Genomic DNA, 15260 nt, shown 5'->3' on the forward strand with positions numbered 1-15260 from the left:
ATGCAGAATCATCTGTAGGCTGAACTATCACGCTGGTCTCACGCAAAGTGCCCAGAAGTCGGATTGCGGCGAACAACGACCCGACGGTCAGCTCAATAGGGTTCTAAACCGCTCTTCAGGGAGTTCCCCTGCAAAAATTGCGTCGGCTTTCAGCGGCACATTCTCAAAATATGCCAGCTTATCCATTGTTCCTTGGTGAGCGTTTTTCGGTCGCGCATTTATACGGCGGCGGGCTTATCTGTTTAGCAGTGTGGTTCGTTCTCAGTAAGAGCAAGCCGAAGCAATAGCCCTCACCGGCTTCGGATTGATCCAATAACTCAAACGGCACTCAACAATTCCTCATCTGATTGGCTGGTGGCCACTAAGTGAATACCATGTCTTAGTTTTGCGGAGTCTTGTGGGTGACTTGCCCGGACGCATACGGATGATGAATAGAATGGGATTGAAGAACAGCTAAAACCAAGTCGGAGTTTTAATTGCCGCTGCACATTTCATCCGGACTGGGCGTATGGATCTGGGTGCTGAGCTGGTGGAGAAACTTTGCCCTCCTAAAGCGCACATTACCGGTGTAGGTGACTACGACCGATGCCAGCTAGTGCGGTTAAACCTGGAGCGTGGATTCAATTTAGAGGGGCTTGATTCCATTAAGCCAGGTTTCGACCACGAATCACTTTGATACGTTTAGCGCCGCCGAACCCCATGCCGCTCCGATCAAGCCCGGATAGCAGGGAAAAAGCGCCACGAATCCGGTTGTATCAACCTGACTTCACCGGACGCTTACCAAGCACACACATCATTCTCAAAGGCAGCCAGTAGTCACGAAAAACGACCATGGCACTCACGAAATTTGAGCACGGCGGGCTGCTTCAGCACAGGTCGTTTGGCTGTACGATGGGCCCCAGGTGGCCGCAGAGGCGCTCAAACAAGTCGGCTTAGCCCAGGTTGATTCAATACGCCGCTCACTCCTTACCCGGCGGATACCCGAACCGCGCCTTGTAGGCATGGGTGAAGTTGGCCGGGTCTGCGTAGCCGACACGGTACGCAACCTGCGCCACCTGCCATTTGCGTTCGCACAACAGTTGGCGAGCCACTTCCATGCGACAGTCGCGCAGGTAGTGCAGCATCGACCTGCCGAACGCCTGCTTGAAGGCGCGGCGCAGCGTGGTCTCCCCCACACCCAGCATGCATGCCAGCTCAGGGCTGGCCGGTGGCCGGGCGAGATTATCTTCGAGCAGTTGCCGGGCTTCGTGCGCCAGATCGCGCTGGGCACGGGTCTGGCCCTGGGGGCGGGTTTGCTGGCCGCCCAGGTGCGCTGCCAGCTCCACCAGTACTGCCAGGGTCAGGCTTTCCTGATGCAGCCTGCCCAGTGCGCCGTGGTAGGGCGTCTGGTACAGGCGCTCGAACAGCGAGCGCAGCGCCATGCAGCGGGGCAGTGGCGTGAAACGTACACCGTCCTGTTGCAGGCGCAGCAGCGGCAACAGCGTGGTGTCGCCTTCCTCGGCCTGTTCGTGAATGAACGAGCCGGCGATGCGCAGCCCCGCCAGCCGTGCGTGGCTACCGGACGGCAGGATATCCACCGCTTCCATTGGCTCGCTCAGGCCCAAGCTGACCGGGGCTTCCGGCGTGTAGCGATTAGGCGTGCGGCGGTCGATGCTATGGCTCCATCCTCCTTCGAGGACCTGCACAATGCACAGACTTTCGGGCAGCACCTTGTGGATGCGCAGCGGCTCGGTAAAGCGAAGGTCGCAGTCGAAATACTGCATCAATGGGCGCACGGTTCGCGCCTGGTAGTACCCGCTGGCACTGCCGATGATCTCCCGCGCGGACGCGTCGAGGATATTTGACCGGCTCAAGGGCTGCGGGCCATCGAAGAACACTTCGGTGTCCCGGTAAGGGGTCCAACTCTGCATGGCTTTCAATACTGGCTAACGGCTATTTGACGTCAATCCGACAATGGGGTCGCAGTATAGTGCTGGTGGTGCTTTTTTAACCAGTGCCTGTGACCGGCGGCCATTCACTTGTGTGAGGCGGTCAGCAACCTTGACGATTCGGTGACTCTGGCTTATCAGGTGCACTCATTTCATTACCGAGGACACTGGCATGTTCCTGAGCACCTGCGCGCGCGCACTCACCGTTGGCGCGTTGCTGCTGACTTCCGCTTTCACCCTGGCCGACGACGCCCGCCCGGAAGTGGCCGACAAGGTCATGGCTTACCAAGGTGAGCAAGGCATGAAGGTATGGACGCTGCGCATCGGTGCCCGCCCTGTCAACGAGGCCCTGGTGCAAGTGGAAGGGGTGGACCATGACTGGAACCTGCGCATCCAGAAAATGAAAGTGGAAAAGACCGCCAAGGACACGCGCTACAGCACCGAGGTCAACGGCCAGAAGTTCGTGGCGCTGATCCTTCAAGATGGCTATGGCGAGCTGTACTTGCCTGACGAAAGCCAGGAGTTGAACGTGGGCTACAGCGAAGGGCTATCGTCACAGGGCAATGCCCAAGCGTTCCTCACCGACTACCTGAACCAGAAGTGATCATGTCTACCTCATCACGCAGGTTGCGGCTGCTGGCCTTTCTGTTTCTGGTCCCGTTGGGGCTGATGCTTTACGCACTGCTGCAAGACGGTCGCGTGCACTGGGCATTGAGCGACGAGCAGCAAATGCGCGACTGGATCGTGGCCGCCGAAAAAGACCCCGAGCATCTTTTGCCGGTGCACAAGAGCCTGACCGGCGGGTATGTGGGGGCCGAGTACATCGTGCCGCACATGCAGCAGGAGATCGCCCGCATCGTGCAGGACCACGGCTGGCTGACGTTACGCGGGTTACTCGCGCACCTGGCTGAGCTGTGTGCGCTGGCGGCCGCCCTGACCGGTCTGGCGCTGCTGGGTAAGCTCAAGTATGACGCCCTGCGCTCTATTCGTTCGCAAGACTACATGCTGCAGCACCTGACACTGGCCTGGCAGCGGGTCACCCAACTGATCTTCCTTGATGTGGCGCTGCTAGTGGCAGGTATCAGCCTGTGCCTGCTCTACGAAATGGTCTGGGCCTACAGCAACTGGGACAGGGGCGGCGCCATGCCGTTGCTGTTCACCCTGCCGCTGTGGGTGGTGCTGGCAGGTGGCGTGCTGTTGCTGCGCAGCATCCGCAAGCGGCTGGCACCGCTGGAGGCACCTGCGCTGGGGCTGCTGGGGCGTGAATTGTCACGCGAGCATGCGCCGGGCCTGTGGCGTTGGGTGGATGACATTGCACGTACGGCCAATGCACCCTCGCCGGATCATATCGTGGTGGGCGTTGATCGCTCCTGGTTCGTGACCAGCAGCCAGGTGTTCCTGCAGTCAGCGCAGGCGCCGCTGCTTGGGCGCACGCTGTATATCCCGCTCACCTACGCCTCGGCCATGAGCCAGGACGAAGCAGGCGCTGTGGTGGGACATGAGCTGGGGCACTTCGCATCCGGCGACACGGAGAAGGGCTCGCAACTGTCGTCGCTGTTCCATAGCGTGCATTCACGTATCCACACCATGCTCGAAGACAACGACAGTGACACCCTGCTGGCCGGCCCTGGCATCTGGGTGTCGCTGTACTTTCTTGAGCGATTCGATCACGCCTTCCATCACTGGAGCCGCCGGCAGGAACTGGCCGCCGACGAAGTGGGCGCCAGGGTGGCCGGTGCCCGAACATTCGCCTGCGCCTTGCTGCGGGTGTGTGCCTTGTCCGAGCTGATCGACCTGCTGCTCGCCAGCCCGCAGACCCGCAACATTGTGCAGGCGCTCAACAGCCACATGGGGCAGCACGCGTTGCCGGTCAGCCCCCACACCCTCGAACACCGTGTCGAGCACCCCTTCGACACCCATCCGCCCACCTTGCAGCGCGTACACAACCTTAAGGTGGCACTGGACGACGACTTGCTACGTCAGGCGTCCCGTCCGGCCAGCGAGGCTGACAGCCAGTGGTTCAACCAATTACTCGCCGACACGGCGCACACCGCATGAGCAGCACGGAGACTTGACCCATGAATAAACCACCCTACCAACCTGGCAGCGCTGCCGACCTTGCTGCGTCGCTGACCGACGAATACAACCAGGCCACACGCACCGAAGCCGAAGACGCCACCGGTAACTTGCAAGCCTTCATCGACTCGGTGCCGGATAAGACCGAGTTTACCTCCTCACCTCGTGTCAAATACGTGTTGCCCATCGCCGCGTTGGTGATGGCACTGCTGGCCTGGGCGGTGCTGCGTGACATGGGTGGGGTGCATCGTCCGGGTGACAAGGGCGGCGTGGGCGCCTTGATCTTCTGCCTGGTCGGGGTTGCCATACTGGTTGCCGCTACCTGGGCCAACCGCCACTCAGGAACGTTTGTGTTCATGACGCTGGATCACCGTTGTCTGCGTGTGCACAACCTCCAACAGCCTATCGACCTGCTGCAGGTGGGGCGTGTGAGCTACAAGAACGGCCGTTGGATGGAATCGCTGATACTTGAACTCGGCTCGGACTCAGGCGAAAACTCACACCAGCGCAAGGTCAGCTTCGAGTTCTCCAAGGCCCTGTTCACGCGCAGCCGTGGTACGCCAAAGGTACGCATCATGTCCGTGGGCTATCGGGTCAACGGAAAACCGCTGCGCGATGACGAGCTCCTGGGCGTGATGGAGAGCTACTTGAACGTGGCCCGGGCTGAGCAGGAACTGGCAGCGCTGCGTCAGCGTCAGATGGGCTTCGTATGAAGTCCGCATTAATTGCCGCAGGGCTGGCGGCCGCATGGGTGAGCTCTTCGCCATACGCAGCTGAGCACGTGCCGCTGTATCGTGAAATCAAGGACTGGGTGGTGGGATGTGACAATACACGTCAGTGCACAGCAGTGTCTGCGTCTGAGGACATGGAGCTTGCGCAGTGGACGGTACGCATTACCCGCAAGGCCGGCCCTGAGGGCAAACTAAGGGTTGCTCTTTATACCCAACAGGACGTTAATGGCCAGCCCCAACTGGACGGCAAACCGTTAAGGAGTGCACTGCAGAAGGGCGATGCAGAATCAGGCGAGGATTGGTACGCCACCGGCGCCGTAGCATTGACGCTGATCGACGAGTTACGCAATGGCAATCGCCTGACTGTAGCTGCGACACAGGGCGAACAGGTAGCCTCGCTTGATGGAATCAGTGCTGCACTGTTGTTGATGGATGCAGTGCAGGAGCGAGTCGGCACACAGAGCGCTTTGATGCGTCGAGGTGCCAAGCCTGACAGTGAAGTGCCGTCGGCGCCGGCCGCACCTGTACTGCCGGAGTTCAAGCCTGTTGGGCAGCCGGATGAAGCAGAACAAAAGCGTATCGGCGATGCGGTGATCGCTGCGACTCTTGATACCTGGAAACAAGACGTCGATGATATGAGCAAGGTCGAGACCAGCGTTTACGCTCTGAACGAGGAACAGGCGCTGGTTATCATCCAGACTTGGTGTGCAGCCTACAACTGCGCATATGTGCTATACCAAGCACCGCGTGAGCATCCTGAGCAGGTCAAGCCTCTTGAAATGCAGGTTTTTCCTCATGGCTTGGGCGATGAGCCAAACGGCGCTGTTGGTTACGATCCGGACACAGGAGAACTGTCGAGTTTTAACCGGGCTAGGGGCTTTGGTGACTGTGGCAGCGAGCAGTTCTGGCGCTTCGACGGTGAGCGGTTCCAGCCTCTGTCGCTATCTGGCATGGTGCGCTGCGCGGGCGTGGAGTCGCCTTATTGGCCTCGGATGTACCGGGCAGCAGATATCTGAAACCGCGCCAGGTACACCTAAGCCCCGCCGTAAAACATGGGGCCAGGTACGTAGGAGAGGAATGTTTTTCGATCCTCAAAACCGAGTGCATAGGGCTGATCAGTTTTCAAAAGGTGCTGCTCGCCGGCACTATCAAGCCCAAGCGTTGCAAGACACCGCGCGAGCTTTATTTTCTTCGTGATAAGCCGACTCCTGACAACATTCGCCTGAGTTACGCAATGCAGGAAAGCGTTAGGGCTATATGCCCTAAAGTACAATCTACTTTTTCTTTTTATCCGGCGCTTGAGTCAGTGCCGAACCTGCAACTGATTTTTCATCAGCGGTAGATTTCTTGTCCTTCAGTTGCTCGCTGGCCTTGGACGCAACACCTTTACTTGTTTTTTCATTGTTAGCCATGCGGAACCTCTCAGTAGGTGTGCCGATGGTGGCACGTTACCTATTTTTAATTTATAGACCACAGTTCTGCTGGGGTCGAATCGTGGATTGAAAAAGCCATGCCTACCAAAGCCCCTAAAGTGCGGCTGGATGACCGTATACTCGATGCGCAGATAAAGGCAAGCCACTGGCTTGCAGATGGCAACAAGGCCTTTGCAGCAGGCCGAGTCACGAAAGCTGATCGATACTTTCAGAAGGCACGATTTTGGTTAGATCGCGCAAATCATCTTTCAGGGCAGGGTGAAAGCCCGGCTCCATCCCGGTAAAAAGCATAGAAGTAAACGATGAGGTTTACACGATCCTGAGCGACGCGAAAGTCCTTTGCTCGGCGTCATTATCAGCTCACAGGCAAGCCGCTAGGTGTCACAGGTGAGGTTGCAGAGTATGAAGCCGCTCGCATTCTCAATCTCAAATTGGAGTTGGATAGGCAGGCAGGGTATGACGCGACGGTATTGAGGAACGGCGTGGCCCTCAAGATCCAAATCAAGGGTAGATATTTTTCCAACCCTCAAATGCGAGGCGGCCGAGTAGGATCCATTGATTTGAACCAGCCTTTTGATTAGGGCCACTTGTGGGCATGACGGGTGATACGGGCAACGGTCACTTCCCTGGGCAGTGACGGTAGGTACCAGTGCGGTGGGATTGGCCCGCATTCAATACTCACGGAGTGCCCCCCAAGCTTAACCTCACACGGCTGTCAGTACTTCACCTTGTAGGTTGGTGTATCCTCCGGCCGCTGGCTTTTTTTGCACCGCCAGAAAAGTCGTACGCATCAGCTGCGCGACCCGCAGGTGCAGATGTTCGCAGGCTTCGAAAAAAGCTAACGGCATGTCTGCGGCGCCTTCATCCAGCAGGTTGGCCGTCTCTTGAATGAGTTCGCTCATCTCTTGCTGCTGTCTGATGTGTGCTGTTTCAGGCATGGCGGTTATCTCAGGCGCTGTGAGCGTGGATTTCAACCTGACCAGCCAGAACACACCGGCCACCGAGGCGCTTAGGACCAGCGCAATCGTGCTATGCGATAGCACGCATGCCCCAATACCTAGCTGGCTCGCTGGCAAGCGTATACACCGTCCTGAGGCCCCATTTATTCATCGAGAAGGAGGTATCGATCACTAGCTCCTGAGCGACGCCAAGAATTAATAAGCCTGTGGTAACTACCAGCAGGTATCCCGCGGTTTGACTCGCCCATGTCCCAAGGTTGGCATTTGACATAAGGGCCTGCCTTTTCATGCCGTTCACGGCACGCGGCGTGTATTCAACCCGCTGGTCCAAACGTTTCGCCGTCCCTGGTCAGGGTTATGTACACCGGCTTGTGGGAATCGTTGGTGGTGTCCCACACAAAAAAATGCCGGCGCGGCACACCCATGGCTTGAGAGTTATCGATCACGCGGGGACGTGTATCCTCATCAGCCGCGGTGAACTCAAAACTGTACCTGGGCAAGTTTGTGGCAACGTCATACGGTGCCGCTTGCCGCCAGTATTTTTTATGGATCAATCCTTTTTTTCAGTAACCATCGCTACATCGTGTTTGGAGTGGCTACGTTGGTAAAGCGTCTATCGACGCCCCCCTATCAACAAAGTGTGTGGGCAATTAACGCTTTAACAATACAGCGAGGCCTGGATCAGCCCGATGTGTAATTAGCGCCCAGCTGCTGCCATTACCAACGCCCTCACTTCTTGCCTGTTTCCAGCATTTCCGTTGGCGTAAAGCCAACGGCAGCGTTATGACAGCCCCAGTGGGTGATACGCCAGTCACCACGTCATAAAAGCACTTCCACGCATATTCCCAGGTGGAGCAACTTTTTTCGAGACGGCAACATCCAATTCGCTGATTGTATAACGATAGCTACCTTTAACCCGCTTATCCATTCATCACAGGAGTACGTCATGTTTACTGACATCAAACCGGGACCCAAACCTAAGCGCGAGGACGGTCAGGATGATCGCAGACGGCATGTAGATCCGCCTAGCGAGAAAAAACACCCGACCTTGCCACCACACAAGCACAAGCCGGGCGACTGATCAATTGTAGTGCGACACTTCAGACTTGTTTGACATGTGCCCGCCAACAGCGGGCTTTTCCATTGAGACAATCAAGTTACGCATTCGCGCTATGATTGAGAGCGATAACAAGCCCCACATAGTTTTGCAACTGCGCGGAGAAACATAGACTGGGTAGGTCAGGCTGAAGCCCAATAACGCGGCAATAGCTGATCTATGGCACTTTCACGTTGGCCATGAAGCCTCTGGCAAGCCCATTAACATGCACCGATTGGGTGCTTGCTCGCGATACAGATTTAACTATGGATTCCCGTTCAGGCAGTTGGAAATTGATGGTATCAAGATGTGCATGTCGAATGGCTTAACGAGCACCGCGGTATCGTTTGGTATCCGGTGTTCCAGGTCAAGGCCGGCATATCCAGTAATGAGCAACGCTGGTAGTTGGTAATACAGCATTCGGCACTTGTGGGCAGTTCGCATCCATCTATGTAACCGCTCAAGCCAACGTCACTGGTCATCAATGCGATGGCGTTTTATCGTCCTTCAGTCCTCTAGAGCGGCGGTCGCATCGTAGACGGCGACAACCTCATGCCCAAGCTGCATTAGCCAGGCAGCAAGCGTTTCGCGCGCCTCGAACTCGTCGTCGACCAGTAAAATTCGTATTCTGGGGGTTGCAAATCACTGGTCATCTGCGAATTAGTTGACCAGCCAACGACCTGACGAGAAAACAGGTCTAGCACCACCGCCAAATACAACCAGCCTTCATTCGTACGTAAGTACGTGGTGTCGGTGATCCAAACCTTGTTGGGTTCCACGACAACTAACTGGCGCGTCAGCTGATTGGATGAGGCGACCGCTCGATTACCGCCGTACTTTCCTGGGCGGCGTCGATAACCTGTCTGAGAATACAGACCTTCAAGACGCATAAGCTTTGCCATACGATGACGATCACAATCCTCACCGACCTCGCGCATATCGTCATGGATTTTGCGATAGCCATAAACGCCGCCGCTCTCCAGCCAGGAATGCTTGATCAAACCCAGCAGTCGTCGGTCGTCTTGGGGGCGTACAGATTGCGGCTCAGAAAGCCAGGCGTAATAACCGCTGGGATGGACTTTCAGCGCCAGGCAAAGCCGTCAAATCGAACAGTCGCCTGCGCACTGCTTCATAAAGGCGTACTTCAGCCGTGCTCCTTGGCGAAGTACGCGGCGACCTTTTTAATATGTATCGCTATTCAATAACGCGCTTGAATTCCGCTCGCAGACGACGCAGTTCAGAGGGGTAATGATCGTCTTGCTATCGTTCTTCTAAAGGTTTGCTGTAGCGTTTTATCCAGGCATAGAGGCTATGCGTCGACACGCCAAGGCGGGCCATCACATCAGCGACAGGCAGCTTCTTTTCGGTTACTCGATTGACCAATTGGATTTTGAATTCTTCTGGGTAACGCGGGTTGCTCATGGCACCTCCTAATTGGCCTCATTTTAAGGCAAAGAGGTACATACGAAACCCGCCGCGATTCAGTCTGGAACATCGTTTTGTTGAGATGAACGACGCGATGCCAAGCACAGATATCAGGGCAGTAGCCGTTGAAAGTCCGTCAGTGTGTATGCCTATGTGTATGCCTTAATGATTTAGTATTCAGAAAATATTATAAATACAAAATCTTAGGACTCCTGTTCAAATGACTGTGTAGCCACCAAGTACTAAAAACGGCTTACCGAAAGGTAGGCCGTTTTTTTATGCCTGCAGAAAAGTGTTTTTGCCACCCGGGCGTTGAAATTGCGCCTGGGCTGAGGCCGGCTTACCAGTTAGCATCGCTGCTCAGTAAAGCATTACCCCAAGGACATCAGATCATTCTCACAATGAACGGAGTTCAGCGCGTGTTTTCGATTTCCCGCCGTCAACTGTCAATGATTGCCGCAGCCCTTGCCCTCGCTGCCTGCCACACGCCCGTCAACGAACAGCCCCCGGCTCCGGAGTTGGGCTCGGGCTATCGCACTGACCTCACCACCCGCCACGCCGAGCGTCATATGGCCGCTGCCGCCAACCCGCTGGCGGCAGAAGCCGGGCGTGAGATGTTGCGTCAGGGCGGCTCGGCGATTGATGCCACGATTGCAATGCAGGCGGTGCTGACGCTGGTGGAACCGCAGTCCTCGGGCATCGGCGGCGGCGCGTTCATCATGCTGTGGGATGGAAAGCACGTACACGCGTATGACGGCCGCGAAACCGCGCCGGCCGGGGCGACCGAGCGACTGTTCCTGAACACCGACGGCACGCCGATGGCCTTTGCCGACGCGCAGATCGGCGGGCGCTCGGTCGGCACGCCAGGGGTATTGCGTGCGCTGGAGATGGCGCACAGAAAGACTGGTCACCTGCCATGGGCCAAGCTGTTTGAGCCAGCAATCCGCTTGTCCGAACAGGGCTTCGCGATTTCTCCGCGCCTGCATACGCTGATCGCTGCCGACCGCTATATCGCGCAATCCCCCGACATGGCGGCGTATTTCCTGAATGCCGATGGCACGCCGAAAGCCAGCGGCACGCTGTTGAAAAACCCGGCGCTGGCCGCTGTGTTCAAGCGCATTGCCAAGGAGGGTCCGGACGCGCTGTACCACGGGCCAATTGCCGATGAAATCGCGCGTAAGGTCCAGGGCCATCGCAATGCAGGCAGCCTGGCCCAGGCTGACCTCAGTGGTTATACCGCCAAAGAACGTACGCCGCTGTGCACCGACTACAAGCAATGGAAAGTCTGTGGCATGCCACCGCCCTCCTCGGGCGGGATTGCTGTGGCGCAAATCCTGGGCACATTGCAGGCGCTGGAAGCCCGCGACCCGCGCCTGGCCATCGCGCCGATGACACCGGTCAAAAGCAACTCGCCGGCGGGCCTTGAACCCACGCCAGAGGCCGTGCACCTGATTGCCGAGGCCGGCCGTTTGGCTTTCGCCGACCGAGGTCTGTACGTAGCCGACGCAGACTTCACACCCGTGCCGACGGCAGGCCTGGTCGCACCTGGCTACCTGGCCCAACGCGCCGCACTGATCGGCGAACGCAGCATGGGCATCGCCAAGCCGGGCACGCCCGCCGGCCTTCAAGTGGCATACGCGCCGGATCGTTCGCCGCTGCGTATCTCGACCTCGCAAGTCGTGGCGGTGGATGACCTGGGTGGCGCCGTGTCGATGACCACCACCGTGGAGGCCGCCTTCGGCTCCCATGTGATGGTCCAGGGCTTTTTGCTCAACAACCAGATGACCGATTTCTCGTTTATCCCCGAAGAAAACGGCCAGCCGGTGGCAAACCGTGTACAGCCTGGAAAACGCCCGCGTTCGGCCATGGCGCCGACCCTGGTATTCGACCGCAGCAGCGGTGAACTGCTGGCCACCGTCGGCTCACCGGGCGGTTCGCAGATCATCGAGTACGTGAGCAAATCCCTGGTGGCCATGCTCGACTGGAACCTCGACCCACAGGCCGCCATCAGCCTGCCGAATTTCGGCAGCCGCAACGCCGCGACCGAACTGGAAGCCGGATTGTTCAGCCCTGGCTTGAAACAGGCACTGCGCGACAAGGGCCATGCAGTGAGCGAGATCGACATGACCAGCGGCATCCAGGCCATCGTTCGCACGCGCGATGCCCAGGGCAAAGTGTCACTCAGCGGCGGTGCCGACCCACGACGCGAAGGCGAAGCGCTTGGCGACTAATCTTATTGAGTGAAGAGAGCCCCATGCACAAGGCAAATAACCTCGACGCGATCAGCGGCGTCGACCATGGTTTTTGTTCGATCGCTGATCCGCAGCGCCCGAATGACGTGTTCATCTGCAAGCAGGTCCACAGCGCTTCAGTGATTGATTGGCAGGCCGGGCTGGTAGCGAATACGGTCGAGGCGGATGGCGTGTTTACCCACGAGCGTCGGCCTATGGCGGTGATCACGGCCGACTGCCTGCCCATTTTGTTCGCCTCGAAAAACGGCCGGCGAGTGGCGGCAGTGCATGGCGGCTGGAAGGGCCTGCAACGCGGAATTATTGCCAATGCTGTTCAGCGTTTTGCCGCCGAAGGGATTGCCGCAGACCAGTTGCAGGTGGCGATTGGGCCATCGATCAAGCCGTGTTGCTACGAAGTGAGCGAAGACTTTATTGCCGAGTTGCAGGCCGATCAAAGCCACGTCTGGCAGCACGCTCAGGCACCATGGAGCACGGTGCAACCGGCGCCGCGATTATCTCCTGAAATTACTCCGCCCGATGCGCGGCAAACCGCCAGCGCGTGGTTTGACCTCAGCGGGTATGGGGTGATGTTGCTGCAAGCTGCAGGGGTAAAGCACGAGCAGGTCGAGGTGAGTGAGGTGTGCACCTATTGCACGTCACCGGCGTTTGCCAGCTATCGGCGTAGGACGCATCACCCGCAAGAGGCAAAGACATTCATCTATTCGTGGATTGGTCGAACGCCCTAAAGCACACCCGCTCGCCACAAAAAGCACGCTCGCCGTCTCAGCGATTGATCTTCAAGCCCTTGCGCCCCGCGTGCCGCTCAATCGCCAACTCAATCAACCGGCTCACCAGTTCGCTGTAGCTCATCCCCGCCGCCTGCCACAGCTTGGGGTACATGCTGATGCGGGTGAAGCCGGGCAGTGAGTTGATTTCGTTGATCAGTACCTCGCCGTCGTCGGTGAGGAACACGTCCACCCGCGCCAACCCAGCGCAGCCCAACACTTCAAAAGCTTCGATGGCCAGGCGGCGAATGCGCTCGCTGGCCTCGACGCTGATGTCGGCCGGCACCACCACCTGGGCGGCCTGAGCGTCAATGTATTTGCTGTCATAGGAATAGAAACCGTTGCTCACCACGATTTCGCCGCAGCCGCTGGCGATGGGGTCGTCGTTGCCCAATACGGCGCATTCGATTTCGCGGCCCTGGACGGCGGATTCCACCAACACCTTTTCATCAAAGCCCAGGGCCAGTTCGACGGCGGCGTGGTATTCGGCTTCAGTGGCAACCTTGCTCACCCCCACCGAAGAACCCTGGTTGGCAGGCTTGACGAACATCGGCAGGCCGAGCGTATTCACCGCCGTGTCAAAGGGGGTGCGAGCGGCATTGCGGCGGGTCAGGGTGATGAACGGGGTAACCGCAATACCCGCATCGCGCAGCAGGCGTTTGCTGATGTCCTTGTCCATGCACACCGCCGAGCCCAGCACGTCCGAGCCCACGAACGGCAGGTCCGCCATGCGCAGCAGGCCTTGCAGGCAACCGTCTTCGCCGAGGGTGCCGTGGACGATGGGGAAGATCACGTCAATGTGCGCCAGCAGGTCGTTGCCGGTGGTTTCCACCACTTGCTGGCTGGCCTTGCCGGGCACTACGGCCAGCTCGCGGTTGGATTGGTTAAGCGCGATCAGAGCCGGGTTTTCCTGGTTGATCAGGAAGTTCGAGGTGTCGTTGAGGTGCCAGTGGCCGGCCTTGTCGATGCCGATCAACACCGGCTCGAAGCGCGTTCGGTCGAGTGCATCGACGATATTTCGCGCCGACTGCAGCGACACTTCGTGCTCAGCCGAACGGCCGCCAAAAATAATACCTACACGCACCTTGCTCATGACTCGGCCCCGCTGTTGAAAGTAAGGCTTCTTACCACGGGTGGTCAGCGATTCGCCACCAGATGTGCACCGAACAACACATAGCAACCACCGGCAAAACGGTCGAGCCATTTGCGCGACCGGCTGTAAAGGTTGGCCATGCGCGCGCTGGAAAACACCAGGGCCACGCAGCAATACCAGCTGAACGACAGTGTCGCCATGGTGATCACGGCCAGGGTCAGCAACATCGGCGACGGTGATGGCGGCATGGTCGAGGCGAAGATAGTGGCGACAAACAGTGCAGCCTTGGGGTTGGACAGGTTGCCCAGCAAACCCAGGCGCCAGGCGGAAAACAGCGAGCGCCGCGGTTCATCCGGCAACAGGCTTTGAGCCATGGCTGGCGCTGAGCGCTTGAACAGCTTCAACCCGAGGTAAATCAAGTAGCAACCGCCAATGATCTTGAACGCCATGTAGAGCATGGGCGCGGCAGTAAACAACGATTTGATGCCAAGGCCGCCCGCCAGCCCCCACATGATCGTGCCGGTGGCCACCCCCGTCGAAGCGACCACGCCATGGCGGCGCGAGCAACTGGCTGCGAGCTGCGCGGTGTTGAAAAAATTGGGGCCTGGCGTCACTACCGCGACGGTCCAGAGCAACGCCAACGACAATAAGGGTGCAGCGTACGGCAAGCTGGAAAATGGCATCGACTATCCTCTCGAAACGGATAAGGCGCTATTGCTCGGGCTCGGGCATGTGCACCAGCAAATCACCGGGCTGGCAGTTGAGATAGACGCAGATAGCATCCAGCGTTCCCAGCCGTATACCCTTGACCTTGCCCTGCTTGAGCAGCGACAGGTTCTGTTCGGTAATCCCGATGGCGGCCGCCAGGTCCTTGGATTTGACCTTGCGCCGCGCAAGCATCACGTCCAACTCAATCACAATGGGCATTTCAATCTCAAACAAAGGTGCGGTTTTCAGAATCGACTTCACTGGCCTGCCACAGGATACGCGCAATCACCGCGATACAGGCAGCCAGAAACAGTGCCACAAAGCTCGGCGCCGTCACACTCAAGCTAATCAATCGCTCGCCGACCGGCTCGTTCATGGTGACCCAGACACTTAGTAAGGGTTCACATAAGAAGTCCAGCAAGACCCACAACGCTACCGCTTTACCGACCTTGCCCAGGTGCGCTGCGGCCACGCGCGAGAAATACTCGCCCCGCGCATAGTTCTGGAACAGTTTGCGCAAGTGATTCAAGCCTACTGCCAGCGCGAGCAAGGGTATGCTCGACAGCACGATGCAGCCCAGAGTCTGCCATAACGGGAACAGCGCAACTTGTTCGGCACGTCCCTGAATCTGGCGGTCGCTCAGCGCGAAGCCAAACCCGAGCCCGCCAGTGGAAGAGCTCAATATAGGGTACAACCAGACGGCAGCATTGAGCGCCAGCATGCTGATGATCAGCACGAGGGTGATCAGCGACATTCGCTGGCTGAGCTGGGCAAGACGCTGTGTGTTCATAAAGT

At 58.0% G+C, this 15260-nt stretch carries 13 protein-coding genes and 1 pseudogene; 6 read left to right on the plus strand and 8 right to left on the minus strand.

Translation table 11 applies throughout. From position 1 onward, the window contains the following. Positions 1-959 precede the first annotated feature (959 nt). Positions 960-1910 carry an AraC family transcriptional regulator gene (locus tag WBR57_RS24455; protein WP_242194927.1) on the minus strand — a complete coding sequence of 317 codons (951 nt, stop codon included), beginning with the start codon at positions 1908-1910 and terminating at the stop codon, positions 960-962. Positions 1911-2100: 190 nt separating this feature from the next. Between WBR57_RS24455 and WBR57_RS24460 the strand changes: the two genes are divergently transcribed. From WBR57_RS24460 to WBR57_RS24475, 4 genes are read left to right on the plus strand one after another with little or no spacing between them, the layout of a single operon-like run. Further along, the gene (locus WBR57_RS24460; RefSeq protein ID WP_416364438.1) at positions 2101-2532 is read left to right on the plus strand and encodes a hypothetical protein; all 432 of its coding nucleotides are present in this window, start codon (positions 2101-2103) and stop codon (positions 2530-2532) included. 2 nt (positions 2533-2534) lie between these two features. Next, complete coding sequence (locus tag WBR57_RS24465) at positions 2535-3986, plus strand: M48 family metallopeptidase (RefSeq protein WP_065951377.1); 1452 nt, start codon at positions 2535-2537, stop codon at positions 3984-3986. A 20-nt stretch (positions 3987-4006) separates the two neighbouring features. Next, positions 4007-4717, plus strand: a complete 711-nt coding sequence (locus WBR57_RS24470) for a hypothetical protein (RefSeq protein WP_065951376.1) — start codon at positions 4007-4009, stop codon at positions 4715-4717. Continuing rightward, on the plus strand, positions 4714-5751 hold the full coding sequence (locus tag WBR57_RS24475; protein WP_065951375.1) for a DUF1176 domain-containing protein: 1038 nt from the start codon (positions 4714-4716) through the stop codon (positions 5749-5751). Before WBR57_RS24470 ends, WBR57_RS24475 begins: the two co-directional genes overlap by 4 nt. 258 nt (positions 5752-6009) lie before the next feature. Here WBR57_RS24475 and WBR57_RS24480 read toward each other — a convergent pair whose 3' ends face one another. The 3 genes and pseudogenes from WBR57_RS24480 to WBR57_RS24490 all read right to left on the minus strand — a co-directional run. Continuing rightward, a complete protein-coding gene (locus WBR57_RS24480) occupies positions 6010-6147 on the minus strand; it encodes a hypothetical protein (protein WP_175413286.1) in 138 nt (45 codons plus the stop codon). Positions 6148-6872: 725 nt separating this feature from the next. Further along, positions 6873-7070: a hypothetical protein gene (locus tag WBR57_RS24485; RefSeq protein ID WP_424087412.1), complete on the minus strand. Its 198-nt coding sequence runs from the start codon at positions 7068-7070 to the stop codon at positions 6873-6875. Positions 7071-8861: 1791 nt separating this feature from the next. Beyond that, positions 8862-9645 (minus strand): annotated as a pseudogene (locus tag WBR57_RS24490) (IS3 family transposase); the annotation flags it as partial. Positions 9646-10049: 404 nt separating this feature from the next. Here WBR57_RS24490 and ggt point away from each other — a divergent pair. Both ggt and pgeF read left to right on the plus strand, forming a co-directional pair. Continuing rightward, a complete protein-coding gene (gene ggt / locus WBR57_RS24495) occupies positions 10050-11879 on the plus strand; it encodes a gamma-glutamyltransferase (protein WP_424087414.1) in 1830 nt (609 codons plus the stop codon). 23 nt (positions 11880-11902) lie between these two features. Beyond that, the gene (gene pgeF, locus WBR57_RS24500) at positions 11903-12625 is read left to right on the plus strand and encodes a peptidoglycan editing factor PgeF (RefSeq protein WP_424087416.1); all 723 of its coding nucleotides are present in this window, start codon (positions 11903-11905) and stop codon (positions 12623-12625) included. A 37-nt stretch (positions 12626-12662) separates the two neighbouring features. On the opposite strand, the gene ddlA is transcribed toward pgeF, so the two are convergent. From ddlA to WBR57_RS24520, 4 genes are read right to left on the minus strand one after another with little or no spacing between them, the layout of a single operon-like run. Then, the gene (gene ddlA / locus WBR57_RS24505; RefSeq protein WP_424087418.1) at positions 12663-13757 is read right to left on the minus strand and encodes a D-alanine--D-alanine ligase; all 1095 of its coding nucleotides are present in this window, start codon (positions 13755-13757) and stop codon (positions 12663-12665) included. 44 nt (positions 13758-13801) lie between these two features. Next, a complete protein-coding gene (locus WBR57_RS24510) occupies positions 13802-14440 on the minus strand; it encodes a LysE family transporter (protein ID WP_424087421.1) in 639 nt (212 codons plus the stop codon). Between the two features lie 28 nt (positions 14441-14468). Beyond that, entirely contained in the window at positions 14469-14684 is a 216-nt protein-coding gene (locus WBR57_RS24515) for a helix-turn-helix domain-containing protein (protein ID WP_424087423.1), read from the minus strand. A 7-nt stretch (positions 14685-14691) separates the two neighbouring features. Beyond that, positions 14692-15255, minus strand: coding sequence for a DUF2975 domain-containing protein (locus tag WBR57_RS24520; protein ID WP_424087425.1), 564 nt, complete (start codon positions 15253-15255; stop codon positions 14692-14694). Positions 15256-15260 lie beyond the last annotated feature (5 nt).

The organism is Pseudomonas sp. (assembly GCF_049590575.1).
In the GTDB taxonomy this organism is placed as follows: domain Bacteria; phylum Pseudomonadota; class Gammaproteobacteria; order Pseudomonadales; family Pseudomonadaceae; genus Aquipseudomonas.

Coding starts and splice junctions, on each gene's coding strand:
- WBR57_RS24455 (WP_242194927.1), bottom strand. CDS start 1,910: ATGCAGAGTTGGACCCCTTACCGGGACACCGAAGTGTTCTTCGATGGC.
- WBR57_RS24460 (WP_416364438.1), top strand. CDS start 2,101: ATGTTCCTGAGCACCTGCGCGCGCGCACTCACCGTTGGCGCGTTGCTG.
- WBR57_RS24465 (WP_065951377.1), top strand. CDS start 2,535: ATGTCTACCTCATCACGCAGGTTGCGGCTGCTGGCCTTTCTGTTTCTG.
- WBR57_RS24470 (WP_065951376.1), top strand. CDS start 4,007: ATGAATAAACCACCCTACCAACCTGGCAGCGCTGCCGACCTTGCTGCG.
- WBR57_RS24475 (WP_065951375.1), top strand. CDS start 4,714: ATGAAGTCCGCATTAATTGCCGCAGGGCTGGCGGCCGCATGGGTGAGC.
- WBR57_RS24480 (WP_175413286.1), bottom strand. CDS start 6,147: ATGGCTAACAATGAAAAAACAAGTAAAGGTGTTGCGTCCAAGGCCAGC.
- WBR57_RS24485 (WP_424087412.1), bottom strand. CDS start 7,070: ATGAGCGAACTCATTCAAGAGACGGCCAACCTGCTGGATGAAGGCGCC.
- ggt (WP_424087414.1), top strand. CDS start 10,050: ATGAACGGAGTTCAGCGCGTGTTTTCGATTTCCCGCCGTCAACTGTCA.
- pgeF (WP_424087416.1), top strand. CDS start 11,903: ATGCACAAGGCAAATAACCTCGACGCGATCAGCGGCGTCGACCATGGT.
- ddlA (WP_424087418.1), bottom strand. CDS start 13,757: ATGAGCAAGGTGCGTGTAGGTATTATTTTTGGCGGCCGTTCGGCTGAG.
- WBR57_RS24510 (WP_424087421.1), bottom strand. CDS start 14,440: ATGCCATTTTCCAGCTTGCCGTACGCTGCACCCTTATTGTCGTTGGCG.
- WBR57_RS24515 (WP_424087423.1), bottom strand. CDS start 14,684: ATGCCCATTGTGATTGAGTTGGACGTGATGCTTGCGCGGCGCAAGGTC.
- WBR57_RS24520 (WP_424087425.1), bottom strand. CDS start 15,255: ATGAACACACAGCGTCTTGCCCAGCTCAGCCAGCGAATGTCGCTGATC.